The sequence below is a fragment of the Streptomyces iranensis genome (genome assembly GCF_017874715.1).
Classification (GTDB): domain Bacteria; phylum Actinomycetota; class Actinomycetes; order Streptomycetales; family Streptomycetaceae; genus Streptomyces; species Streptomyces iranensis.
This window is the reverse complement of record NZ_JAGGLR010000009.1, coordinates 368,520-394,337: the sequence shown is the minus strand read 5'-3', so window position 1 is coordinate 394,337 and position 25,818 is coordinate 368,520. Positions and strand designations below refer to the sequence as shown.

At 70.1% G+C, this 25,818-nt stretch carries 15 protein-coding genes; 13 read left to right on the top strand and 2 right to left on the bottom strand.

Annotated features, from left to right (window positions below):
- Position 1: 1 nt before the first annotated feature.
- The 7 genes from J2Z30_RS19155 to J2Z30_RS19125 all read left to right on the top strand — a co-directional run bounded on the left by J2Z30_RS19155 (position 2) and on the right by J2Z30_RS19125 (position 16,354).
- Positions 2–10,234 carry a non-ribosomal peptide synthetase gene (locus J2Z30_RS19155; protein ID WP_209468737.1) on the top strand — a complete coding sequence of 3,411 codons (10,233 nt, stop codon included), beginning with the start codon at positions 2–4 and terminating at the stop codon, positions 10,232–10,234.
- A 20-nt stretch (positions 10,235–10,254) separates the two neighbouring features.
- The gene (locus J2Z30_RS19150; RefSeq protein ID WP_052701232.1) at positions 10,255–10,824 is read left to right on the top strand and encodes a hypothetical protein; all 570 of its coding nucleotides are present in this window, start codon (positions 10,255–10,257) and stop codon (positions 10,822–10,824) included.
- 263 nt (positions 10,825–11,087) lie between these two features.
- Positions 11,088–11,693 carry a hypothetical protein gene (locus tag J2Z30_RS19145; RefSeq protein WP_052701231.1) on the top strand — a complete coding sequence of 202 codons (606 nt, stop codon included), beginning with the start codon at positions 11,088–11,090 and terminating at the stop codon, positions 11,691–11,693.
- Positions 11,690–12,844 carry a peptidoglycan-binding protein gene (locus tag J2Z30_RS19140; protein WP_052701230.1) on the top strand — a complete coding sequence of 385 codons (1,155 nt, stop codon included), beginning with the start codon at positions 11,690–11,692 and terminating at the stop codon, positions 12,842–12,844. Before J2Z30_RS19145 ends, J2Z30_RS19140 begins: the two co-directional genes overlap by 4 nt.
- Positions 12,841–13,605, top strand: a complete 765-nt coding sequence (locus tag J2Z30_RS19135; protein ID WP_044568347.1) for an ABC transporter ATP-binding protein — start codon at positions 12,841–12,843, stop codon at positions 13,603–13,605. The genes J2Z30_RS19140 and J2Z30_RS19135 overlap by 4 nt, the downstream gene beginning before the upstream one ends.
- Positions 13,602–14,804 (top strand): ABC transporter permease, encoded by a 1,203-nt coding sequence (locus J2Z30_RS19130; protein ID WP_044568346.1) that lies wholly within the window; start codon positions 13,602–13,604, stop codon positions 14,802–14,804. Before J2Z30_RS19135 ends, J2Z30_RS19130 begins: the two co-directional genes overlap by 4 nt.
- A 176-nt stretch (positions 14,805–14,980) precedes the next feature.
- On the top strand, positions 14,981–16,354 hold the full coding sequence (locus J2Z30_RS19125) for a cation:proton antiporter (protein WP_245388148.1): 1,374 nt from the start codon (positions 14,981–14,983) through the stop codon (positions 16,352–16,354).
- Here J2Z30_RS19125 and J2Z30_RS19120 read toward each other — a convergent pair.
- Both J2Z30_RS19120 and J2Z30_RS19115 read right to left on the bottom strand, forming a co-directional pair.
- Positions 16,341–17,102: a polysaccharide deacetylase family protein gene (locus J2Z30_RS19120; protein WP_044568345.1), complete on the bottom strand. Its 762-nt coding sequence runs from the start codon at positions 17,100–17,102 to the stop codon at positions 16,341–16,343. The two genes, J2Z30_RS19125 and J2Z30_RS19120, sit on opposite strands and share 14 nt — an antisense overlap.
- Positions 17,103–17,146: 44 nt before the next feature.
- The gene (locus J2Z30_RS19115) at positions 17,147–18,535 is read right to left on the bottom strand and encodes a glycoside hydrolase family 10 protein (RefSeq protein WP_044568344.1); all 1,389 of its coding nucleotides are present in this window, start codon (positions 18,533–18,535) and stop codon (positions 17,147–17,149) included.
- A gap of 365 nt (positions 18,536–18,900) precedes the next feature.
- On the opposite strand from J2Z30_RS19115, the gene J2Z30_RS19110 reads away from it, so the two are divergent.
- From J2Z30_RS19110 to J2Z30_RS19085, 6 genes are all read left to right on the top strand, one after another.
- On the top strand, positions 18,901–19,803 hold the full coding sequence (locus tag J2Z30_RS19110; RefSeq protein WP_044568343.1) for an MBL fold metallo-hydrolase: 903 nt from the start codon (positions 18,901–18,903) through the stop codon (positions 19,801–19,803).
- A gap of 40 nt (positions 19,804–19,843) precedes the next feature.
- Positions 19,844–21,340 carry a carboxylesterase/lipase family protein gene (locus J2Z30_RS19105; protein WP_044568342.1) on the top strand — a complete coding sequence of 499 codons (1,497 nt, stop codon included), beginning with the start codon at positions 19,844–19,846 and terminating at the stop codon, positions 21,338–21,340.
- Positions 21,341–21,616: 276 nt separating this feature from the next.
- The gene (locus tag J2Z30_RS19100) at positions 21,617–22,906 is read left to right on the top strand and encodes an ABC transporter substrate-binding protein (protein ID WP_044568340.1); all 1,290 of its coding nucleotides are present in this window, start codon (positions 21,617–21,619) and stop codon (positions 22,904–22,906) included.
- A gap of 52 nt (positions 22,907–22,958) precedes the next feature.
- Complete coding sequence (locus tag J2Z30_RS19095; protein WP_044568338.1) at positions 22,959–23,897, top strand: carbohydrate ABC transporter permease; 939 nt, start codon at positions 22,959–22,961, stop codon at positions 23,895–23,897.
- Between the two features lie 17 nt (positions 23,898–23,914).
- Entirely contained in the window at positions 23,915–24,742 is an 828-nt protein-coding gene (locus J2Z30_RS19090; RefSeq protein WP_044568335.1) for a carbohydrate ABC transporter permease, read from the top strand.
- Positions 24,739–25,782, top strand: a complete 1,044-nt coding sequence (locus J2Z30_RS19085) for a LacI family DNA-binding transcriptional regulator (protein WP_044568332.1) — start codon at positions 24,739–24,741, stop codon at positions 25,780–25,782. The genes J2Z30_RS19090 and J2Z30_RS19085 overlap by 4 nt, the downstream gene beginning before the upstream one ends.
- Positions 25,783–25,818: the final 36 nt, after the last annotated feature.

Sequence of the window (25,818 nt, the reverse complement as noted above, 5' to 3'; positions counted from 1 at the left end):
GATGACCGACTCCGCTCTGGTGGGGGTATGGCCGCTGTCGCCGCTGCAGGAGGGCCTGCTGTTTCATGCGGTGTACGACGAGGAGGGCATCGACGTCTACGTTGAGCAGATGATCACCGGCCTGGAGGGCAAGCTTGACTCCGCGGTGCTGCGGGCGTCCTGGCAAGCGCTGCTCGACCGCCACGAGAGCCTGCGTGCCGGATTCCAGCGACGTGCCTCCGGTGCCCCGGTCCAGCTCATCATGCGCCGGGTGACCCTGCCGTGGCGGGAGGAGGATCTGTCCGGGCTGGACGCGGATGTGGCCCGTGCGGAGTCGGAGCGGTTGGGGATCGAGGAGCGGGAGCGGCGTTTCGACCTGGCGGTGCCGCCGTTGCTGAGGGTGTTGCTGGTCAAGGTCGGGCCGGATGAGTACCGGATGATGGTCACGCTGCATCACATTCTGTTGGACGGCTGGTCGCTGCCGGTGCTGATGCGGGAGTTGTGGACGTGTTACGAGGCCGGGGGCAGCGCACACGGTCTGCCGCCCGTCACCCCGTACCGCGAGTATCTGGCCTGGCTCGCCCGCCAGAACAAGGAAGAAGCCATGGCGGCCTGGCGGAAGACACTGGCCGGGGCGGATGAGCCGACGCTGGTGGCCCCGGCCGAGTACAACGGGACGTTGGCCCACTCCGCCATGGTGTCCGGCAGGGCGAGCAAGGAGCTGGACCAGGCGCTGCGCGACCTGACGCGCCGCTTCCACGGCCTCACTCTGAACACCGTCGTTCAGGCCGCCTGGGCTCTCGTCGTCGGCAAGCTGACCGGCCGACGGGATGTGGTGTTCGGCGCCAGCGTGGCCGGACGGCCGCTGGACCTGCCGGGCATGGAGAGCATGCTGGGGCTCTTCATCAACACCGTGCCCGTACGCGTGCGCTTCGACCCGGCGCAGTCGGTGGCCGAACTGCTGGCGGAGCTGCAGGCCGAGCAGGCGGTGCTGGTGGACTACCAGTACCTGAGCCTCAGCGACATCCAGCGGCAGGCCGGGCCCGGGGCGACGTTCGACACCATCATGGCGTTCGAGAGCTTCCCCTCGGGCACGAACGCCCGGAAGCCGCCGGGCGGCAAGCCATCGGGTGACGAGGCCGAACGACGCGGACCGGGCGGCCTGAAGTTCACCGAGCATGGACTCCGGGAGTCGATCAATTACCCGCTCGGCCTGGTGGTCGGCCCGAGCGGCGGCCTGGGCATGCGGCTGAGCTACCGGCCGGACCTGTTCGACGAGGAGACGGCCCAGGGGCTGGTCGACCAGGTGCTCCGGGTGCTGGGGCAGATGGCGGCCGATCCGGAGACGTTGGTCGGTCGGCTGGATGTGTTGGGGGAGGTGGAGCGGGCTCGGGTGGTGGGGGAGTGGAATGCCACGGGGGCTGCGGTGCCTGGTGGTTCGGTTGTGGAGCGGTTTGAGGGGTGGGTTGGGGTGGCGCCGGATGTGGTGGCGGTGCGGTGTGGTGGTGAGGCGTTGTCGTATGGGGAGTTGGATCGGCGGGCGAACCGGCTGGCGCGGTTGTTGAGCGGGGTTGGGGTGGGTCGGGAGTCGCGGGTTGCGTTGTGTATGGCGCGGTCGGTGGACATGGTGGTGGCGGAGCTGGGGGTGTGGAAGGCCGGTGGTGCGTTTGTTCCGCTGGATCCGGAGTATCCGGCGGAGCGGTTGGGCTTTGTGATCGCGGACAGTGGCGCCGGGGTGGTTCTCGGTACGTCGGAGAGCTTGGCCGGGGTGCCGGTCGGTGACGCCCGCGTTGTGCGTATGGAGGAGGTGGACGGGTTCTCGGCGGAGCCGCTGGGGAGGGTCGTTGTCCCCGGTCAGTTGGCGTATGTGATTTATACGTCGGGTTCGTCGGGGCGGCCGAAGGGGGTGGCTGTCGGGCATGGTGGTGTGGCGAATCTGGCTGAGGCGATGCGTCCGGTGTTGGGTGTGGACGCGGGTGTGGTGGCGTTGCAGTTCGCGTCATTCAGCTTTGATGCCGCTGTTCTCGATGTCGTCGTGACGTTGGCCGCTGGTGGCACTTTGGCGGTGGCGAGCGCGGAGGAGCGTAAGGATCCGCAGGCGCTGGCGGAGATGATCGGCCGGTGTGGGGTGCGGGTGGCGAGTGTGGTGCCGTCGCTGCTGGGGGTGCTGGATCCGGACGCTGTGGCGGGTGTGAGCAATTGGGTGCTGGGTGCGGAGCGGTTGAGTGCGGAGCTGGCTGGTCGGTGGTCGGCGGGTGCGCGGGTGTGGAACACGTACGGCCCGACCGAGGCCACTGTCATCACCACCGCCACCGCGACCGCACTGAAGACCGGGTTGGAGACTGCGCCCCCTATCGGTCGGCCGCTGCCCAACAACAAGGTGTTTGTGCTGGACCCGTTCCTCCGGCCGGTGCCTTTTGGCGTGATCGGCGAGGTCTATATCGCCGGTGCGGGTCTGGCCCGGGGCTATATCGGTCGTCCGGGGCTATCGGCGGAGCGTTTCGTTGCGTGTCCCTTCGCTGCGCCGGGCGGCCGGATGTATCGCAGTGGCGACCTGGCGAAGTGGACCGCCGAGGGTGATCTGGTCTTCGCGGGGCGCGTCGACGAGCAGGTCAAGGTCCGTGGTTTCCGCGTCGAGCCCGGCGAGATCGAGGCAGTTGTGGGGGCCTGTGAGGGCGTGGGGCAGGTTGCGGTGGTGGTCCGGGAGGACGGGCCGGGGGACAAGCGGCTGGTCGCGTACGTGGTCCCTGGTGGGGACCTGGACGTGGCGGCCGTGCGGGAGTTCGCGGCGGACCGGTTGCCGGAGTACATGGTCCCGACCGTCGTCGTGCTGGATGCGCTGCCGTTGACGGTCAACGGCAAGCTGGACCGAGCGAAGCTCCCGGCCCCCGATGCCACAGTCACCGTGGCGGGCCGGGGTCCGGCCACTCCGACCGAAGAGATCCTCTGTGGGCTTTTCGCCGAGGTGCTCGGCGTGGAGCGGGTCGCCGCTGATGCCTCCTTCTTCGAGCTCGGCGGTGACTCACTCCTGGCGATGCGGCTCATCGCCCGGGTCCGGGCGGTGCTCGACACCCGGATCACCATCCGTGAACTCTTCACCGCCACCACGGTCGCCCTGCTCTCCCGCCGTATCGAGGAAGAAGGCAACGCGGACGGCCGGGCCCGCCCCGCGCTGGTGCCGTGCCCCCGGCCGGACACCGTACCCCTGTCGTACGCCCAGCGCCGGATGTGGTTCCTCAACCGCCTCGAAGGCGCGGGGGAAGGCGCGGGCTACAACCTGCCGTTGGCGCTCCGGGTCTCCGGCGAGCTCGGCAGGGTTGCTCTGGAGGCGGCGCTCGGGGACGTCGCCGACCGGCACGAGAGTCTGCGTACGGTCTTTCCCGAGACCGATGGCGAGCCGCGTCAGCATGTGCTGGCGGATGACGCCGGCCGACCGTCGCTCGTGGTGGTGGAAACGGCGGAGCAGGAGTTGCCGCAGGCCCTGGCGGCGCATTCCGCTCGCGGCTTTGATCTGAGTGTTGATCTGCCGTGGCGGGTGCGGCTGTTGAAGACGGGGTCGTCTGAGTATGTGCTGTTGATCGTGGCGCATCACATCGCGGTTGATGGTTGGTCGATGGGTGTGTTGGGTCGGGAGATCGGGGTGGCGTATGCGGCGCGGCGGGCGGGTCGTGCGCCCGGCTGGGAGCCGTTGCCGGTGCAGTACGCGGACTATGCGCTGTGGCAGCGTGAGGTTCTGGGTGACCTGGAGGATCCGGACAGTGTGATCAGTGGCCAGCTCGGCTATTGGCGTGATGCGCTGGCCGGTGCGCCGGAGGAGCTCGTCCTGCCGACGGACCGGCCCCGGCCCGTCGTGTCCTCCTTCCGTGGCCGATCCGTACCGGTCCGGGTGAGCCCGCAGGCCCACGCCCGGCTGGTGGCGCTCGCCCAGCGCGGGCGGGCCACGATGTTCATGGTCGTCCAGGCGGCGCTGGCGCTGCTGCTGTCGCGGATGGGTGCGGGGAAGGACATTCCGGTCGGTACGGCGGTGGCGGGGCGTGGGGATGCGGCCTTGGACGGGTTGGTGGGGTTCTTCGTCAACACGCTGGTGTTGCGGAGTGATGTGAGTGGCGACCCGACCTTTGTGGAGTTGTTGTCCCGGGTGCGGGAGGCGGATCTGGACGGGTATGCCCATCAGGATGTGCCGTTTGAGCGGTTGGTGGAGGATCTCAATCCTGCTCGGTCGTTGGGGCGTAATCCGCTGTTTCAGGTGTCGTTGGGGCTTCAGGGTGCGCCTGCGGGTGGGGGGCGGTTGTGGGATTTGCCGGGGTTGCGGGTGCGTCCGTTGGAGTCGGGGGCGGAGGCTTCGGCACGGGTGGATCTGGCCCTGGATTTGGCCGAGCACCGCGATGGCGACGGCAACCCGGGCGGGCTAGACGGCGCGTTCCTTTATGCCACCGACCTCTTTGACCAGCGGACGGTGGAGGGGCTGGCCGAGCGGCTGGTGCGGGTGTTGGAGCAGGTCGCTTCGGATCCCGCGGCTCGGGTGAGTGAGGTCGCCGTGCTGGGTCCGGGCGAGCGGGGGCGGGTGCTGGAGGAGTGGAACGCCACCGAGCGAGAGGTTCCCGTGCGGCCGTTGGGGGAGTTGTTCGACGAGCGGGCCGGGCTGTCGCCGGGTGCGGTGGCGGTGGTGGGTGCGGGTGGTGAGGAGTGGTCGTACGGGGAGTTGCGGGATCGGTCGGATCGGGTGGCGGGTGTGTTGGCCGCGCGGGGTGTGGGGCGTGGTGATCTGGTCGCTGTGGTGTTGGAGCGGTCGGTTGATGTGGTGGCGGTGTTGCTGGGGATTGCCAAGGCTGGGGCGGGGTTTGTGCCGGTGGATCCGGCGTATCCGGCCGAGCGGGTCGGGTGGATGGTTGAGGACTCGGCACCTGCGCTGGTCATCTGCTCCGAGGAGACCAGGCAGCTGGTCCCGGACGGGGCGGAGTGCTTGGTGTGGGTTCCGTCGGATGCGGTGGCGGAGCCTGGGCCCGCTGTTCCGGTGGATGTCGATGATGTGGCGTATGTGATCTATACGTCGGGCTCGACGGGGCGGCCGAAGGGCGTGGCGGTGACGCATCGCGGCATCGGGAACCTCGCCAGTGCCCAGATCGAGCGGTTCGCGGTGGGCGCTGATGCGCGGGTTCTGCAGTTGGCCTCGCTGAGCTTCGACGCTTCGGTGTGGGAGCTGTTCATGGCGCTGCTCTCGGGCGCCGCGCTCGTGATGGTGGACTCGGACAGGCTCCCGCCCAATGGGTCGTTGAGCGAGGTGGTGGCGGAGCTCGGTGTCACCCATGTGACGGTGTCGCCGTCGGTGCTGGCCACGGTGGAGGAGTTGCCCGAGAGTCTGGGCACGGTGGTGGTGGCCAGCGAGGTGTGTCCGCCGGGGTTGGTGGAGCGGTGGGCGCCGGGGCGGCGGGTGGTCAATGCGTATGGTCCGACCGAGGTGACCGTGTGCGCGACGATGAGCGAGCCCCTGGAGGCGTCCGGCTCGGGCCCGGTGCCCATCGGGCGGCCGAACCCCAACACCGCTGTCTATGTGCTGGACGAGCGTTTCCACCCCGTCCCCGTGGGAGTGCTGGGTGAGCTGTATGTCGCGGGTCCGGGCCTCGCACGTGGCTATCTCGGTCGCCCCGGGCTGACTGCGGAACGCTTCGTCGCGTGTCCGTTCACAGGCGGGCGGATGTATCGCACGGGTGACCTCGCCAAGTGGACCGCGGAGGGACAGCTCATCTTCGGCGGCCGTGCGGATGACCAGGTGAAGGTGCGTGGTTTCCGGGTTGAGCCCGGTGAGATCGAGACTGCTCTCGCCGCCCACGAGGGGGTTGGCCAGGTGGCGGTGATCGCTCGGGAGGATCGCGCCGGGGACAAGCGGCTGGTTGCTTACGTTGTGCCGGATGGCCCGGCCGACGTCACCCAGTTGCGGGCGTTCCTCGCTGGTCGGCTGCCGGACTACATGGTCCCGGCTGTGTTCGTGACGCTCGGCGCGCTGCCTGTCACGGTGAACGGGAAGCTGGACCGGGCCGCACTCCCCGCTCCTGACTTCATTGGTGCGGCGATGGCGGGACGTGGTCCGGAGACGCCCACCGAGGAGCGCCTGTGTGCGCTCTTCGCCGAGGTGCTGGGCCTGGACGAGGTGGGTGCCGAGGCGTCGTTCTTCGAACTCGGTGGCGACTCGATCCTGGTGATGAAGCTGATCGCCCAGATCCGTGCCGTCCTCGGCGCCGAGGTGAGCATCCGCGCGTTGTTCACCGCTCCGACGGTGGCCGACGTGGCCCGGCTGCTCGACGGTACGGAGGACGGAACCGCCCAGCAGGCGCTGACCGCTCGGCCACGCCCGGAGGTGCTGCCGCTGTCGTACGCCCAGCAGCGGATGTGGTTCCTCAACCGCCTCGAAGGCGTCGGCGACGGCGCGGTGTACAACCTCCCGCTGGCGCTCCGGCTCTCCGGTGAGCTCGACAGGGTTGCTCTGGAGGCGGCGCTCGGGGACGTCGCCGACCGGCACGAGAGTTTGCGTACGGTCTTTCCCGAGACCGATGGTGAACCGCGCCAGCATGTGTTGACGGGCGAGGCGGGTCGGCCGCCGCTGATCGTCGTGGAGACCGCGGAGGAACACCTGCGGGAGGTACTCGGCGGCTATGCCGCCCGAGGTTTTGACCTGAGCGTTGATCTGCCGTGGCGTGCACGGCTGTTGAAGACGGGGCCGTCCGACTATGTGCTGTTGATCGTGGCGCATCACATCGCGGTTGATGGTTGGTCGATGGGTGTGTTGGGTCGGGAGATCGGGGTGGCGTATGCGGCGCGGCGGGCGGGTCGTGCGCCCGGCTGGGAGCCGTTGCCGGTGCAGTACGCGGACTATGCGCTGTGGCAGCGTGAGGTTCTGGGTGACCTGGAGGATCCGGACAGTGTGATCAGTGGCCAGCTCGGCTATTGGCGTGATGCGCTGGCCGGTGCGCCGGAGGAACTCCTCCTGCCGACGGATCGGCCCCGGCCGGCGGTGTCGTCCTTCCGCGGTGGCGAAGTGCCGGTCGCCATCACCGCGGAAACCCATGCCCAGCTCACGGAGCTCGCCCAACGGGGTGGGGCGACGATGTTCATGGTGATGCACGCCGCCATCTCCGCCCTGCTGTCGCGGATGGGTGCGGGGAAGGACATTCCGGTCGGTACGGCGGTGGCGGGGCGTGGGGATGCGGCCTTGGACGGGCTGGTGGGGTTCTTCGTCAACACGCTGGTGTTGCGGAGTGATGTGAGTGGCGACCCGACCTTTGTGGAGTTGTTGTCCCGGGTGCGGGAGGCGGATCTGGACGGGTATGCCCATCAGGATGTGCCGTTTGAGCGGTTGGTGGAGGATCTCAATCCTGCTCGGTCGTTGGGGCGTAATCCGCTGTTTCAGGTGTCGTTGGGGCTTCAGGGTGCGCCTGCGGGTGGGGGGCGGTTGTGGGATTTGCCGGGGTTGCGGGTGCGTCCGTTGGAGTCGGGGGCGGAGGCTTCGGCACGGGTGGATCTGGCCCTGGATTTGGCCGAGCACCGCGATGGCGACGGCAACCCGGGCGGGATCCGCGGCGCGTTCCTTTATGCCACCGACCTCTTTGACCAACGGACGGTGGAGGGGCTGGCCGAGCGGCTGGCGCGATTGCTGGACCAGGTCGCGGCTGACCCTTCCGCTCGGGTGAGTGAGTTCGAGGTGCTCGATGGCGCCGAGCGGGAGCGGGTGCTGGAGGTATGGAACGCCACCGAGCGGGACGCTCCCGTGCGGCCGTTGGGGGAGTTGTTCGACGAGCGGGCCGGGCTGTCTCCGGGTGCGGTGGCGGTGGTGGGTGCGGGTGGTGAGGAGTGGTCGTACGGGGAGTTGCGGGATCGGTCGGAGCGGGTGGCGGGTGTGTTAGCCGCGCGGGGTGTGGGGTGCGGTGATCTGGTCGCTGTGGTGTTGGAGCGGTCGGTTGATGTGGTGGCGGTGTTGCTGGGGATTGCCAAGGCTGGGGCGGGGTTTGTGCCGGTGGATCCGGCGTATCCGGTGGAGCGGGTCGGGTGGATGGTTGAGGACTCGGCGCCTGCGCTGGTCATCTGCTCCGAGGAGACCAGGCAGCTGGTCCCGGACGGGGCGGAGTGCCTGATGTGGGATCCGTCCGCCGTTCACTCCGTGGACGTGGACGTGGACGTGGACGTGGACGCGGCGCCGGTGGTCTCCGTGAGCGTGGACGACGTGGCGTACGTGATCTACACGTCGGGCTCGACGGGCCGTCCCAAGGGCGTGGCGGTGACGCATCGCGGCATCGGGAACCTCGTCAGCGCGCAGATCGAGCGGTTCGCGGTGGGTGCTGATGCGCGGGTGCTGCAGTTGGCCTCGCTGAGCTTCGACGCTTCGGTGTGGGAGCTGTTCATGGCGCTGCTCTCGGGCGCCGCCCTGGTGATGGCCGACTCGGACAGGCTCCCGCCCAACGGCTCGCTGGGCGCGACGGCCACGGCGCTGGGCGTCACGCATGTGACGGTGTCGCCGTCGGTGCTGGCTACGGTGGAGGAGTTGCCCGAGAGTCTGGGCACGGTGGTGGTGGCCAGCGAGGTGTGTCCGCCGGGGTTGGTGGAGCGGTGGGCGCCGGGGCGGCGGGTGGTCAATGCGTATGGTCCGACCGAGGTGACCGTGTGCGCGACGATGAGCGAGCCCTTGGAGGCGTCCGGCTCGGGCCCGGTGCCCATCGGGCGGCCCATCGCCAACACTCGGGCATTCGTCCTCGATGAGCGTCTCCACCCCGTCCCCGCGGGGGTGCTGGGTGAGCTGTATGTCGCGGGTCCGGGCCTCGCACGTGGCTATCTCGGTCGCCCCGGGCTGACTGCGGAACGCTTCGTCGCGTGTCCGTTCACAGGCGGGCGGATGTATCGCACGGGTGACCTCGCCAAGTGGACCGCGGAGGGACAGCTCATCTTCGGCGGCCGTGTGGACGACCAGGTCAAGGTGCGTGGTTTCCGGGTCGAGCCCGGTGAGATCGAGACCGCCCTAGCCGCCCATCCGAGCGTCGGCCAGGTGGCGGTGATCGCCCGGGAGGACCGTACGCGGGACAAGCGGCTGGTTGCTTACGTCGTGCCGGACGGCCCGGCCGATGTCACCCAGTTGCGGGTGTTCCTCGCTGATCGGCTGCCCGACTACATGGTCCCGGCCGTGTTCGTGACGCTCGGCGCGCTGCCTGTCACGGTGAACGGGAAGCTGGACCGGGCCGCACTCCCCGCTCCTGACTTCACCGGTGCGGCGATGGCGGGACGTGGTCCGGAGACGCCCACCGAGGAGCGCCTGTGTGCGCTCTTCGCCGAGGTGCTGGGCCTGGACGAGGTGGGTGCCGAGGCGTCGTTCTTCGAGCTGGGTGGCGACTCGATCCTGGTGATGAAGCTGATTGCCCAGATCCGTGCCGTCCTCGGCGCCGAGGTGAGCATCCGCGCGTTGTTCACCGCTCCGACGGTGGCCGACGTGGCCCGGCTGCTCGACGCTACGGCGGATGGCACCACCCGCACCGGCTCCGACGACACCGGCCTGTTGCTGCCGCTACGGGCCGAAGGCGACCGGCCGCCCGTGTTCTGCGTCCACCCGAGCACCGGGCTGGGGCGCTGCTACGCGGAACTCGCGGACCACCTGCCGCCGGACCGCCCGGTCTACGCGTTGCAGGCTCGTGGCTTCGGCACGGATGAGTCACTGCCGCGGACGGTCGAGGAGATGGCCGCGGACTACGTGGCGAGGATCCGGACCGTGCAGCCGGCCGGGCCCTACCACCTCCTCGGCTGGTCGTTCGGTGGCACCGTGGCCCATGCGATGGCGGCGCTGCTGCAGCAGCAGGGCGAAACGGTGGACCTCCTGGTCAGCCTCGATGGCTACCCGGACGCCGACGAGGCGGAACCGGCCGACGAGCCCTCCGCCGAGCCCCACGAGCCCTCCGCCGAGCCCGCCGAAGGGCCCCGCGGCGGGCGGCGCAAGCGGGTGCGGATGCTCTCCGAGATCCAGAGGGTCAACGCGAACAACAACCGGCTGCTCCAGCACCACACGCCCGGCGTCTTCCGCGGAGAACTGCTGCTCTTCGTCGCCGCGGAGGGTCGGCCCGCGTCGGCTCCCGCGCAGCTGGCTCCGGACAGCTGGGCGTCGTACGTCGACGGGCATGTCGAATCGGTCCGGATCGCCTCCGATCACGACGGGATGCTCACCGGAGAGCCCGTCGAAACGATCGGTCGGCTCATTTCCGCGCAGCTGCTGACGGAGAATTAGGGAGAGGGTGGAGAGAGAGTATGGACGAGAAGGAGAACGCGGCCGCGGGCGAGCCGCCCGAGGGCATGCGCCGACGGGGCAGATTAGGCATTCTGCTCGTTTCGCTGGGGGCCGCCGTGGCGATCGCGATGGTGGCGGGCGGATTGGGTTTCGCGCTCGGCTCCGATGATTCCCCGAAGTCCTCCGGCAGCGCCGGGGCGGGGGACAAGAGGGCCAAAAGCATGGCCTTCGTCGAATGCCTTCGGGACAATGGCGTGCCGGACTTTCCCGATCCGGCCGCGGACGGGTCGATTCTGCTCGACCCGAGCAGCGGTATCGACGTCAAGGGCGATGCGTACAAGAAGGCGGAGAAAGCCTGCGAGCGGCTGATGCCCGAAGGGCGCCGGGCTTCCCCGCCGCCCGGTGGGATGCCCGATCTGACGAAGTACGTGGACTGTATGCGGAAGAACGGCGTGCCCGACTTCCCCGATCCGAAGGGCGGCGGTTTCGCCCCCGAGGAGGCCGGGATCGACGTCAAGTCGCCCGAGTTCCGGGACGCCCACAAGGCTTGCGAGCAGCACCTGCCCGCAGGGGCGCCGGGCCCGGCGTAACCCTGCGCGGACCCGCCCGGCCCCGCGTAGGCCCACGTGGGCCCTCCGCGCGTAACCCCGCGCGGTGCCCTGCCGGGCGCCACCTCTGCCCCGGGCCGCCGGACCAACCCTCCGGCGGCCCGGGGCTTCCGCATGCCCGGCGCGCCGGGACCTGCGTATATCCGACCGCACCCCACCCCCGCCCCCCCACTGAAACCTCAGCGAAACCGCCCCCTCGCTAAAACAGGAGGTACAGGAAATCCCGAAGGAATGGGGACAGTGGCATGGTGGTTATCACGGAGCGGCCGTCGGATGGCAGTGCCGCACCCAAGAAGAGGCTGCGGCGCACCACCGCACTGGCGGCGCTGCTGACCGGGGTCGCCTTGCTCGCCACTGCCTGTGGCGACAACGACGAACCCGATAAGAGCGTGGCCAGTGTGGGCTCCGGGAAGAACTCGGAGTCCAAGAAGCCGGAGGCCGGTACACAAGGGGACGGGCTGAAATTCGCGGAGTGCATGCGGAAGAACGGCCTGCCCGATTTCAAGGACCCGAAGCCCGGTGAGGGCATGGGCGCCGGAATCGACCCGCAGTCGTCGGAGTTCCAGAAGGCCGAGAAGGCCTGCAAGCAGTACATGCCGGCCCCGCCCCCGCAGGAGGGTGGCGGCGGTCCGGGCGATGTGTGGCCGACCGAGGACAAGCTCAAGTACGCCAAGTGCATGCGCAAGAACGGTGTGCCCAGCTTCCCCGACCCGGACGAGAACGGTGGCTTCAAGCTGGAGGTCGACCCGACCACTCCGCAGTTCAAGAAGGCGGAGGACGCCTGCAAGCAGTACCAGCCGGAGTCTCTGCGCAACATGGAGCCCAATAAGCCCGGTGGGGGCTCGGCGTGAGTGCGACCCAGACCCCGACCGAGGACGAGGAAGCGAGCCCCCCGGAGCGGCAGAGCGCGCCACCACCGGCGCGGCGCAAGCGGCGCGGGCTGACCGCGATCGTCGTCGTGGCGATCGTGGTCGCGGCGGGCGCGGGCGTCGTCGTGGCCGATCCGTTCAAGAAGTCCGAGAAGGACTCGTCGGCCAGGACCAGCGCCCCCACCGGGCTGGCGAAGGTCACCCAGGGCTCCTTGTCGGCCCGCACCCTGGAGAACGGGACGCTCGGCTACGCGGGTTCGTACGACGTCGTCAACAACGCCAAGGGCACCATCACCAAGCTGCCCGCCGTGGGCGATGTGATCAGCCAGGGCGAGGTGCTCTACCGCGTGAGCGGCAAGCCGGTGGTGATGCTCCAGGGCGCCGCCGAGCCGGTGTACCGCGATCTGGCCTACGGCGCCGAGGGAGCCGATGTGCGGCAGCTCAACGCCGCACTCGTCAGCCTCAAGTACGCCACCAAGGCGCAGATCGACCCCGACTCGGACTACTTCAGCATGCAGACCTTCTATGCGCTCGAGGAGCTGCAGGAGGACGTCGGTCTGAAGGAGACGGGTGAACTGTCGCTCGGGCAGGCCGTGTTCCTGCCCGCCGAGGAGGTCCGGGTCATCAAGTCCGGGGCCGTACGCGGCGGCCCGGCCGGGCAGGGGCAGAACGTGCTGCAGGTCTCCTCGACCCAGCGGCAGGTCACCGTCGAGCTCAACGCCAGCCAGCAGACCGGAGTGGCGGTCGGCGACAAGGTGACCATCACCCTCCCCAACGGCAAGTCGACCGACGGCGAGGTGTCATCGGTGGGGAAGGTGGCGAAGCAGGCCGACGACAAGACCACGATCGAGGTGCAGATCAAGCCGAAGGACCCGAAGGCCACCGGCGGGCTCGACCAGGCACCCGTCCAGGTGGCCATCGTCTCCGACACCGTGAAGGACGTGCTGTCGGTGCCCGTGAACGCGCTGCTGGCGCTCGCCGGAGGCGGTTACGCCGTCGAGGTCGTCGAGGCGGGTGGCAAGCACAAGCTGATCCCGGTGCGTACCGGGCTCTTTGACGACAGTGAGGGCAAGGTGGAGGTCAGCGGCGCCGGGCTCGGGGTCGGCCAGAAGATCGCGGTGCCCGCGTCATGACCGGCGTGGAGACCGAGACGCGGCCGGTCGACGTCCGGACCACCGGCGAGGCGGTGCTGCAGCTGGAGGACGTGACCAAGGTCTATCCGGGTGCCTCCCCGGTCGTGGCGCTGGACGCGGCCGGATTCACCATCCACCGGGGCGATTTGGTGGCCATCGTAGGCCCCTCCGGCTCCGGCAAGTCGACCCTGCTGCAGGTCATGGGCACCCTGGACCGACCGACCTCCGGAACGGTACGGGTCGTGGGGGAGGACGTGGCCGCGATGTCCGACCGGGCGCTGGCCGGGCTGCGCGCCACCCGGATCGGCTTTGTCTTCCAGCAGTTCTTCCTGGCCGAGCACGCCACGGCGCTGGAGAACGTGGCCGACGGGATGCTGTACTCGGGCGTCCGGCGCCCGGCCCGGCTGTCGGCGGCCGCCGTGGCCCTGGACCGGGTCGGCCTCAGCCACCGGGTCCACCACCGGCCGTCGCAGCTGTCGGGTGGCGAGCGGCAGCGGGTCGCGATCGCCCGCGCCCTGGCCGGTGACCCGGCGATCGTGCTGGCCGACGAGCCGACCGGCAACCTCGACAGTGTCGCGGGTGCCGCGATCTTCAAGCTCTTCAAGGAGCTCAACGCCGAGGGCACCACCATCGTCATGATCACCCACGATCGGGAGCTGGCCGCCCGGCTGCCGCGCCGGATCGAGGTGCTCGACGGCCACATCGTCGCGGACGTCATGTCGGCGGAGGACCCGCTGGACATCGAGAGGCGGTTGCCATGACCTCCACGGCCACCGCCCCCGGCCGGCTCCACCCCGCCGACCTGGGCCGGACCGCCAGCGTGGGCCTGCGCACCCGCCGGATGCGGGCCGCCCTGTCGGCGCTGGGCATCGCCATCGGCGTTGCCGCGATGGTGGCGGTGCTCGGGCTGTCGTCCTCCTCGCAGGCCGGGCTGCTCGCCGAGATCGACAAGCTGGGCACCAATCTGCTGAAGGTCACTCCGGGCCAGTCGCTGGGTGGCGGGGACGCCAAGCTCCCCGTCGAGGCGCCGGGCATGATCTCCCGGATCGGCCCGGTCGAGGCGGTGCAGAGCACCGGGAAGACCGACGCCGAGGCGTACCGCAGCCCGCACATCCCGAGCCTCAACACCAACTCCCTCTCGGTGAACGCCGCCAGCCTGCGCCTCCCGGCCGCGGTGCGCACCTCGATGGCCCAGGGCAGATATCTCAACGCCGCCACCGCGCGGCAGCCGGTGGCCGTCCTCGGCTGGGACGCCGCCAGCCGGCTGGGCATCTCCCGGATCCACCCGGGCATGCGCGTCTGGGTCGGCGGCCAGTGGTTCTACGTGTCCGGGGTGCTCAAGCCCGCGAAGCTGACACCGGAGATCGACTCGGCGGTGCTGGTGGGCTACGAGGCCGCGAAGAAGTACCTGGACTTCGACGGCCACCCCTCCACGGTGTACGTACGGTCGGACACCGACCAGGTCAAGGAGGTCCGCAAGGTCCTGGCCGCCACGGCCAACCCGCAGAACCCCAGCGAGGTCAGCGTCACCCAGCCGTCGGCCGCGCTCGAGGCCCGAGCCGCCGCGCGGTCGGCGCTGGACGGACTCTTCCTCGGGCTGGGGGCGGTGGCCCTGCTCGTCGGGGGCATCGGCGTCGCCAACACCATGGTGATCTCCGTGCTCGAACGCCGCTCGGAGATCGGCCTGCGGCGGGCGCTCGGCGCCACCCGTGGCACCATCCGGCTGCAGTTCCTCTCCGAGGCGATCCTGCTCGCCATGCTCGGTGGCGCGGTCGGGGTGGTGCTGGGCACGCTGGCGACCTTCGTCTACGCGGGTGTCAAGGGCTGGGAGACCGTCGTCCCGGTGCTCGCCTGGGCGGGTGGACTCGGCGCGGCCGTGGCCATCGGCGCCATCGCCGGGCTGCTGCCCGCCCTGCGGGCGGCCCGGATGCCACCGACGGAGGCGCTGCGTACGGTCTGAACCGAGCCGCCCGGCACCGTGGTGAATCCCCCGTCCCGGTGCCGGGCTTCGGGCTGCCCGATACGGGGACCGGTGGACACGTACGGCCCCGCGTCCAGACGTCCAAGTGCGCATTTCTGTATGGGAGTTGGCTCCCCGAGACTGGGCGGAACCGGTGACGGGGGAGGGCCATGGCCATGAGTGGCAGCGCGCTGGAAGAGACCATCCGTGATGTACTGATCGGCCTCGCCGTGGTCGTACCCGCGGCCGTCGTCTGCGGGCGGATCGCCCAGCGGCTGCGGCAGCCGGCGGTGCTGGGGGAAATCGCCGCGGGCCTGATGCTGGGGCCCAGTCTGCTGGGGCTGCTGCCCGGGAATCCGACCGCTGTCCTCTTCCCGGACCAGGCCCGCCCCTTCCTCCAGCTGCTGGCCCAACTGGGCCTCGTGCTCTTCATGTTCGGCGTGGGACACCACCTCGACGTTGCGCAACTGCGGGGCCGGGGCCGTCAGGTGGTGTCGGTCTCGCTCAGCTCCGTCGCCCTGCCGTTCGCCCTGGGCACGGGCCTGGCCGTCGCCTTCGTGTCCTGGGGCCTCACCGAGCGGGGGCAGATGGGGCTGCTCGGCCCGGCGCTGTTCCTGGGCGCGGCCATGTCCATCACGGCCTTCCCGGTGCTCGCCCGCATCCTGACCGACCACGGTCTGGCCCGGGAGCGCATCGGCGCCATGGCGCTCGCCTGCGCCGCCCTCCAGGACCTGCTGGCGTGGGGCATCCTCGCGGTCGTGGTCGTCGTGGTGAACGCCGACGGCTCCTGGCCGCTGGCCCGGATGGCGCTGCTGTCCGCCCTCTTCGTCCTCGGCATGCTGTACGTGGTCAAGCCCGTGCTGCACCGGCTGCTGGCGGCCGAGCGGCCCTGGAACCGGGACAGCACAGTGGTCCAAGGCGTGGTCTTCAGCGGTCTGCTGCTGTCGGCCTGGGCCACCGACGCGATGGGGCTGCACACCGTGTTCGGCGCCTTCGTCTTCGGCGCCGTCGTACCGCGCCGCCTGCTCGAGGCGCGCGCTCCGGAGGTGCCCGCGCGCATTGAGCAGTCGAGCCTGCTGCTGCTCCCGGTCTTCTTCACCGTCACCGGACTGTCCGTCGACTTCCAGGGGCTCGGCGGCCAGGGCCTGGCCATGCTGCTCGCCGTGCTCGTCGCGGCCTGCGCGGGCAAGTTCATCGGCGCCGCGGCCGCCGCCCGGCTCACCGGGGCCACTCCACGGCAGGCCATCACCCTCGGTGTGCTGATGAACGCGCGCGGACTCACCGAACTCGTACTGCTCAACGTGGGGCTGGGCCTCGGCGTCATCGACGGCCGCGTCTTCACCGTGATGGTGGCCATGGCCGTGGTCACCACGATGATGACCGGCCCGCTGCTGCAGCGCCTGTTGCCGGCGCCCCCGTCGCGCACCGCCTACCGCGGTGGCGAACACGGGGGCGCCGGTGGCGCGGCGGAAGCAGGGGCGGGTCCGCGGCCGCTGCCGCGCGACGCGGCCGGAAGCGGTCAGCCGGATACGGCGCTCAGGGAGCCGTGACGACCGCGCCGCCACCCGCCCCGGCCGTGATCCTGCCGGGGCACAGTCCGCGTGCCGCGAGCCCGCTGAGGATCTGCGGCACGGCGGCGACCGTGGTCTGGTATCCGCCGTCGTGCATGAGGATGATGCTGCCCGCCCGCATGGTGGCGGCGGCCTGGACGATCTGCTGAGTGCCGGCCCCGTTCCAGTCCTGGGAGTCCACGCTCCACAGCACCTCGGTCAGCCCGAGACGGGCCTCATCGGCCCTGACCTGCGCGTTGGTCTCCCCGTAGGGCGGCCGGAACAGAGTGGGTGTCTGTCCGGTGATGCGCCGGATGGTGTTCTGGGCGCCCGCGATCTCGTTGTACGCCGCCGGCTCGCCGATCTGGGTGAGATGGGGGTGCGAGGTGGTGTGATTGGCGATCCACATACCCGCCGTCTGTTCGGCCCTGAGCAGGTCCGGATACTGGTCGGCGTGGAGCCCCCAGATGAAGAAGGTGGCCTTCGCGCCACCCGCCCGCAGGGCGTTGAGCAGGGCTTGCGTCGACCCCGGGTTCGGCCCGTCGTCGTACGTCAGACCCACGTATCCATTGGGGCAGTCGGCCCAGGCCCTCTCGGTGTGCGCCGCGCCGTGCGTGGCCGCGGGCGACGGGGCGGCGGAGAACCCCGCCAGGGCGGCCGTGGCCGCGGCGACGAGTGCGAACCGCCGCGCTTTCCCGGTGCTTCTTGTTCCTGTTCGTCTTGGAGCGGACTTTCCGCGTCCGGTCATGGTCCCTCCTGAAGTGCGGGTGTGGTGTGGTCCCTGCCGGTCGGCTAGGAGGCGGTGCACGAGCCGATGGTGGGGGCCGACCAATCCCCGTTCGCCATGACCGTGAAGCCGAAGCTGGTGGCCGCTCCGGCGCCCAGGTTGCCGTTGCCGTTGGGCCTCATCGTCATGACCTTGCCGCCGCTGTCCCAGCTGGGAGCGCCATTCCAGGTCGTGGAGACGCTCTGCGCGGAACGCACGGTCACCGTCACCGTCCAGCCGCTGATGGCCGAGGATCCGGCCGTCACCGTCACCTTGCCGTTGAAACGGTCGCCCCACCGCTGTGTCTCGGAGTACGACGCGGTGCACGACGTGCCGCCACCGCCTCCGCCACCACCGCTGGTGCCGCCCAGCGCGGTGAGCACCGCGGTGTAAGCGGGCTTCTTGACGTAGTTGTCGTCGAACAGCAGCGGGGTGCCACTGGCGCGCCATGAGTACTTGTCGGTGACCCCCCATACGGTGATGCCGGTGCAGCGGGACACGGCCAGACACGCCTGGGTGACACGGCGGTAGCTGTCGGCCTGGGCCGAGCCGGAGCCCTCGATGTCCAGCTCGGTGATCTGCACATCGACGCCGAGGTCGGCGAAGCGCTGGAGGTTCTGCTGGTAGTCACCGGGGACCGGGGACTGGCTGTTGAAGTGCGACTGGAAGCCGACGCAGTCGATCGGCACACCGCGCGCCTTGAAGTCCTTCACCATGTTGTAGACGGCGTTGCTCTTCGCGTTCTGGCCGTCGGTGTTGTAGTCGTTGTAGCAGAGCTTGGCGCCGGGGTCGGCGGCACGGGCGGTGCGGAACGCCTCCTCGATGAAGCCGTCGCCGAGCTTGTCCTGGAACGGCGAACTGCGCCGCGCACCGCTGTTGCCGTCCTGGAACGCCTCGTTGACCACGTCCCAGGCGTAGATCTTGCCCTGGTAGTGCTGCATCACCTTGGTGATGTGGTTGTTCATCGCCGAGCGCAGCTCGGTGGCGCTCAAACCGCCCACCCAGCCGGGGAGTTGGGAGTGCCAGACCAGGGTGTGGCCCCGGATCTTCATGCCCTTGCCCTGGGCGTGGCCGACGATCTGGTCGGCGCTGCCGAAGTTGAACGAGTTCCGGGAGCTTTCGACGGCGTCCCACTTCATCTCGTTCTCGGGTGTGACGGCGTTGAACTCGGTGTCCAGCGTGCTGGCGTACGGGGATTCGCCGAGGTGGTTGGCGGCCACGGCGGCGCCGAAGTAGCGGCCCTTGGCCGCCGCCGCGCCGCCGAGGGTGCTCGCGGCGCTGGCGGGACCGGACAGGGCCAGGACACCGGCCGTGGTGAGGAGGCCGACGACACCGAGGCTGAACGCCCTTCGGACGCGTAACCGAGGACGGCGATCTCCGCGCTCCTGACGGGCGTGACGGGAATCGATGACCATTGCTGTCCCTTCTTCGGGGGCGGGTGGCAGTGGTGTGCCGATGGGCAACGATCGATGCGGAGTATGCTGCGCGGCGGATGCGACGTCAACGCTTCTTCCGGAATGATTCCGGTAGAAACTCTCGCTGACGCTGATGGTTCTTCGGCTCTGATCTGCGTCTTCTTGGTGAGTGCGCGTGGTCATCCACGGCGCAAAGGATCTCATCTCGCCAGTCTCCGAAAAGTTTTCGGTGTCGCGAAGATGTGTTATCGGCCGTACTGCCCGCCTCCGTCGGCGACTGCAGTCAGATGACGGATACCGCCCATGACCCACCCCGACGAGAATTCTGCTGCGAATCGGACTTCTCATGAACAAGGCGAATATCCATGCAGCAGATAACCTTGGGCGACGTCACCGTCACACGCGTCGAGGAATACTTCGGATCCGTCGAACTGACGCCCCGGACCTTCTTTCCGGAAAGCCCTGAGGAGGTCTGGGAGGACAACGCCTCCTGGCTGGTCCCGGACTTCTACGACCCCGGCACCGATAACGTGCGGTCCGCGATCCAGACCTGGGTCCTGCGCAGTGCGGGCAAGACCATTCTCGTCGACACCGGTGTGGGCAACCACAAGCACCGGCCCTACGCACCGGTGTGGAGCTATCTGAACACCGACTTCCTGGGGAATCTCGCCAGGGCCGGGGTGCGGCCGGAGGACGTCGACATCGTGGTCAACACCCATCTGCACGTCGACCACGTGGGCTGGAACACCCGCCTGGACGGTCGGCAGTGGGTGCCGACCTTCCCGAACGCCACGTATCTCATCCCCGAGCGCGACTTCGAGTTCTGGAATCCGGAGAATGAGCACAAGCCACTGCTCGGCAGGGGCAATCAGAACGTCTTCGAGGATTCCGTCGCCCCCATCCGGGAAGCGGGCAAGGCGCTCCTGTGGGACGGCAGCCTCGATATCGACGCCAATCTCCGTCTGGAGCTCGCCCCCGGACACACTCCGGGATCGTCCGTGCTCGCTCTCGATTCCCGAGGGGATCGCGCGCTCTTCGTGGGGGATCTGCTGCACAGCCCGGTGCAGTTCGCGGATCCCGACACCAACAGCTGCTTCTGCGAGGACCCGGCCGAATCCCGTGCCACCCGCCGCCGGGTCCTCGGCCGGGCCGCCGATCGGAACGCCCTGGTCTTCCCGGCCCACCTGGGCGGCCACGGCGCCGCCGAGGTGCGCCGCGAGGGCAGCACGTTCGCCGTCAAGGAATGGGCCGCCTTCGCACGCCTGTGACCGGCGGCCGGAGCGATACCGAGGAAGAGACACACCACGCATGACGAACCACACCACCGCCCCCGTCGTCGTGACCTCCCACGGCGCGGTCCGCGGCCGCCAGGAGGAGCACGCCGCCGTCTTCCGGCACATCCCGTACGCCGCCCCGCCACGTGGCGCCGCCCGGTTCGCCCCGCCGACGCCGCACCCGCCGTGGGACGGCGTCCGGGATGCCACCGCCGCGGGCCCCACGGCACCGCAGCCGAGGCGCGACGCGTTCGGCCGCCTCGACATGTCCCCGTACTTCGGACAGGGCTGGGTCCCGGGCGAGGACTACCTCGCGGTGAACATCTGGACGCCCGACCCCACACGCGACGACCTGCCCGTGATGGTGTTCGTGCACGGCGGCGGCTTCGTGGCCGGGTCCACCCGGTCCGAGCTCTACGACGGCACGGCCTTCGCCCGGGACGGCGTCGTCCTGGTCACCCTCAACTACCGGCTCGGGATACCCGGCTTTCTGCACCTCCCCGACGCCCCCGACAACCGGGGCCTGCTGGATGTGATCGCGGCGCTGCGCTGGGTCGGGGAGAACATCGCGGCCTTCGGGGGCGACCCGTCCCGGGTGACGCTCTTCGGCCAGTCGGCGGGCGCCACCATCGTGGGCGCGGTGGTGGCCGACCCACGGGCCGAGGGGCTCTTCCAGCGGGCGATCATCCAGAGCGGCAGCGGCCTGGGAGCGTTCAGCCGTGCCCAGGCGAGCCGGGTCACCCAGGCCCTGGCCCGTGTCCTGGGGACCGCCGCGACCGCGGAGGCGCTGGCGTCGGTCCCCGACGAGCGCTTCGTCGAGGCAATGCCTCAACTCGCCGGGATCGATCTCACGGTCGATGGGCGCTTCGACCCGCTGATCGGCCTGAGCGCGTTCAGCCTCGTCCTGGACCAGCAGCCGGCCGAGGCCGTGGCCACCGGACGTGGCGCGGGCATCGATCTGCTGCTCGGCACGACCGCCGAGGAGGGCAACCTCTATCTGGCCCCGTCGGGCCACCTCACGTCCTCGACCGAGGAGGACGTCCACGCCACGGCGGCCCGCTCCCACCCCGCCCCCGGGAAACTGGTGGAGGTCTACCGCCGCGAGCGGCCCGGGGCGTCCCCGGGTGAGCTGCGGGCCGCCATCATGACGGACGCCCTGTTCGGCGTGGGCACCCGGCGGCTCGCGACCGCCCACGCCCGGCACCCCTCGTCGCGTACCCACGTCTACGAGTTCGCCTGGCGGTCGGAGGCGCTGGACGGCCGGCTCGGCGCCTCGCACGTCATGGAGCTGCCGTTCGTGTTCGACCGCACCGAGCCGGCGCGGCTGCACGGTCCCGAGGCGATCCTCGGCCCGGCCGAGCCGCCCGCCGAACTCGCCTCCCGTGTCCACTCCACCTGGATCCGGTTCGCGAGGACGGGCGACCCCGGCTGGCCGCCGTACGACAGCGTGCGCAGGACGACTATGCGCATCGCCGAGACATGGACGCAGGTGGCGGACCCCGGCGCCCAGGTACGGCTGGCCTGGGAATAGCGCCACCACGGGCGCGCCATGGCGGGCGACCCACACTCAACCGCACCACGCGCGACCCGCACCACGGACGACCCGCACCACGCGCGACCCGCACCCAACCCCACCACGCGCGACCCGCACCCCATCCGCTCTCCGCGGCGGATGGGGTTCCGCGGGTCCGATGTGTTTTGGGCCCCGGCAAGGGCTTGACCAGAGGCGAAGTGGCTCCTACATTCCTCACACCCTCGAGGTAGATCGATTAACCACTCGTTAACCGCCTGGTTGGAGACCCCCGCAGTGCACTCACCGCTGACTCGGCGCGGCTTCCTCGCCGCCGGTTCCGGCCTCGCCGCCGCGACCGTCCTGCCCGGCCTTTCCGCCTGCTCCGCGCTCACCGGGGCGGACTCCGATCCCGATACGCTCGTTGTGCACAGCCAGCTGGGCACCACCGCGCCGGGATCGCCCACCTACCTCGTGGCCCTCGACCGGTTCCGCAAGGAGAATCCGGGACTCAAGGTCAATAACCTCATCAACGGCGACGACCTCGCGCAGGTCTACGAGACCTCGCGGCTGGCCCGCAAGGAGCCGGACGTCGTCATGGTCAACCTCTACGACAAGACACTGGCGTGGACGGACGTCGGCGCCACGGTCGACGTCAAGGGCTATCTGGACGACTGGGGGCTGCGGACGCGGGTGCTCCCGCAGGCGCTCGCCGAGTGGACCGACGCCAAGGGCAGGGTGCGGGCCTTCCCCTACTTCGCCACCAACTGGCCGATCGCCTACAACCGGGCCCTGCTGGACCGGGCGGGCGTCGACGCGATACCCACCACGGGCGACGAACTGATCGCCGCGGCCCGCAAGCTGCGCGCCAAGGGGATCGCGCCCGTGACCGTCGGTGGCAACGACTGGACCGGGCAGAAGCTGCTCGCCCAGATCATCCAGACCTTCCTCACCGAGGACGAGGCCCGGCACGCCTACTCCACGGGGGACTTCGGAGCCAAGGGCGCCCGGGAGGGCATCGAGTACTTCGTGACACTGCGCGACGCGGGCGTCTTCGCCGACAAGGCCCAGGGCCTCACCTCGGACTCGATGACCACGCAGTTCAACACGGAGGCCGCGGCGATCGAGTCGGCGATGTCCTCGGCGCTGGCCAAGGTGCCGCCGAAGGTGGCCCGGCACACCGAGGTCGGCGGGTGGCCGCTGGCCGACGGTGCCGCGCACGACAAGCCCACCATCCTGCGCACCTACACCCTGATCGGGTTCTGGATCAGCCCGAACGGCACCGAGAAGATCGACGCCGTCGAGAAGTTCCTGCGCTTCATGTACCGGCCCGACACCGTCGCCCGGTTCATCAAGGAGAGCGGCCGCGACATGGCGCTGCGCTCCGACACTCTCAGCACCGATTTCCCGCTGGTCGCCGCGGCCCAGCGGCTGGGCTCGACGGTGAGCCAGGCGCTGCTGCCCGATGTGTACGTCCCGCCCGCCGCCGCCCAGCCGCTGATCACTGCGACCAGCACCTCCTTCACCCGCGGCACCAGCGCCGCGAAGGTCCGCGCCGCGCTCGAGACCGCGTACCGCTCCGCGTGAACCGCCCGCCCGTTCGCTCATATCCCGAGCCCGACTCCACGGGAGCCACCTCATGACGACGCTGACGTCGCCCCCGGGCGGGGCCGCGATCCGCCACCCCGCCCCGCCCGCCGCCACAGGCCGTATCGGCACACCCCGGCAGGGCGGCACGATCCTCGCCATCCCGGCGCTGATCTGGTACGCGGTCTTCATGATCGGCCCGGTGATCGCCATCTTCGTGATCGCCGCCCTGCACTGGCCGGGGATGCTCCAGCCGGTGTCGTTCGCCGGGCTCGGCAACGTCCGCACCGTCCTGGACGACCCCGTCTTCTGGGACGCGATGCGCAACACCGCCGTCCAGCTGGCGGTGGCGCTGCCGATCATGATCGTATGCGCCTACATGCTGGGCTACTACGTGGCGCAGAAGCCCCCCGGACACCGGGTGATCCGCTATCTGCTGTTCATCCCCGGCCTGATCTCCACCCCCGCCAAGGCCATGGTGTTCTACGCGGCGCTGTCCCCGGACGGGCTGGCCAACGGCGCGCTCCAGTCGGTGGGGCTCGGTTCGCTCACCGACGCCTGGCTCGCCTCGCCGTCCACGGCCCTGGCCTGTCTCATCGCCCTGGACGTGTGGAGCGGGATCGGCTTCACCGCCGTCCTGTTCGCCGCCCGGCTCGACAGCGTCCCCGACGACCTCGGCGAGGCGGCCCAACTGGACGGGGCCGGGCACTGGCGGACCATGTGGCGCATCCACTTCCCCGTGATCCGCGACTACGTCGGCGTCGTCACCATGCTGCAGTTCCTGTGGACCCTCTTCGGCTCGGCACAGCACGTGCTGCTGCTCACCCAGGGCGGCCCCGGCAGCTCGTCCACGACGCTGTCGTTCCTCGTCTACCAGAAGGCGTTCATCGCGGCCGACCTGGGCTACAGCCAGACCGTCGGCGTCATCCTCTTCCTGGCCGGGCTCGTCGGGCTGCTCGCCATCCGCCGCGCATTCCGCCAGAACTACTGATCGTAAGGCGGCTCACCATGAAACTCGGCAAGCGCTGGCTGCCCGCACACATCCTGGTGTGGACCTACGCGGTACTGCTGATCGTGCCGCTCTACTACTTCCTCGCCTCCGCGTTCAAGAGCAACGAGGAGATCTTCGCCCATCCCTTCGCACTGCCCGAGTCGTTCGGCTTCGGCAACTTCCGTACCGCCTACGACAGCGCCGACCTGGGCACGGCCGTCGTCAACTCCGCCCTGGTGACGGTCCTCGCCCTGGCGCTGACCCTGCTGCTGGCGCTGCCCGCGGCGTTCGCGCTCGCCCGCTCGACGGGACGGCTCGCCTCGGCGATGGAGAAGGTCTTCTCGCTGGGCTTCCTGATCCCCACGTTCGCGGCGCTCTTCCCCACCTTCCTGCTCGCCGCCGCCACCGGGCTGTTCCACACCCGGCTGTTCATGGTCTTCTTCCTGCCCGCGACGGCGATGCCGCTGTCGGTGGTGATCCTGGTGCAGTTCATGCGGACCATCCCCAGGGAGATGGAGGAGGCTGCCCGGATGGACGGGGCGTCCACCTACACGGTGCTGCGCCACATCTACATACCGATGTGCCTGCCCGGCATCGCCACCGTGCTCCTGCTGAACTTCCTCACCTTCTGGAACGAGTACCTGTACTCGCTGATCATCATCGGCCCCGACCCCGAGCAGCGCACCGTGCAGGTGGCCCTGCCCACCCTGAAGGCCATCACCGGCACCGACTACGGTGTCCTCACCGCCGGTACCGTCCTGACCCTGATCCCCGTATGGGTCGTCTACACGGTGCTCCAGAAGCGCATGCAGCAGGCGCTCATCAACGGGGCGGTCAAGGCGTGAGCACGACCGCCGCGAAACCCGGACGGCGCCCCACCATCAAACAGGTGGCGGCCGCCGCCGGGGTGTCCACCGCCGCCGTGTCCCAGGCGTTCAACGACAAGGGCCGGCTGTCGGAGGCCACCCGGCAGCGCATCCTGGACACCGCGACAGAACTCGGCTGGTCGCCGAGCGCGTCCGCCGCCGCCCTGCGCAGCGCCCGCACCCGTACCCTCGCCCTCGTCGTCCGGCGCCCCACCGATGTGCTCGGCGCGGACCCGCACTTCAGCGAGCTGATCACCGGCATCGAGGGCGAACTGGCCCCGCGCGGCTACGGTCTGCTGCTGCACCTGGTGGCCGGGGCCCAGGAGGAGAACGCCCTCTACAAACGGCTCGCTGCCGAGGGCCGCGTCGACGGCGCCGTCCTCACCGACGCCCGCGCCGACGACCCGCGCCCCGCCCTGCTGGCCCGCCTCGGCCTGCCCGCCGTGCTGCTCGGTCCCCCCGACCGGGCCGCCGCCGTGCCGCGCGTCGGCCTCGGCCACCAGGACGCCGCCGTCGAGGAGGTCGTCCGCCACCTGCTCGGGCTCGGACACCGGCGGATCGCCTATGTGGCGGGCCCCGCCGACCTGAGGCACACCCGGCTGCGCGGCGGGGTCTTCGAGACCGCCCTCCGGCAGGCGGGCCTGCGGCCCTACGCGGTCCTGCACACCGATTTCACCGAAGTGTCCGCCGTCGCCGCCACCGAGGCCCTGCTGGACGCCGCCGACCGCGCCACCGCGATCGTCTACGCCAACGACTCCATGGCGATGTGCGGTATCGGCGCGGCCCAGCGCGCCGGGCTGCGCGTCCCCGACGATCTGTCGGTCGTCGGCTACGACAACCTGCCGCTCGGCCGCTGGCTGCACCCCCGGCTGACCACGGTGGACCAGCAGGTGCAGCGGGTCGGCGCGGCCGCCGCCCGGCTGCTCCTCGCACGCTGCGGCGAGGACGTCGAGGAGGCGGCGCTCGACGACCGGCCGCGGCTGGTCGTCCGCGAGTCCACCGGACCCGCCCCTGGCTGACGCCCCAACGGTGTCGCCCCCGGCTGACACCCGAAC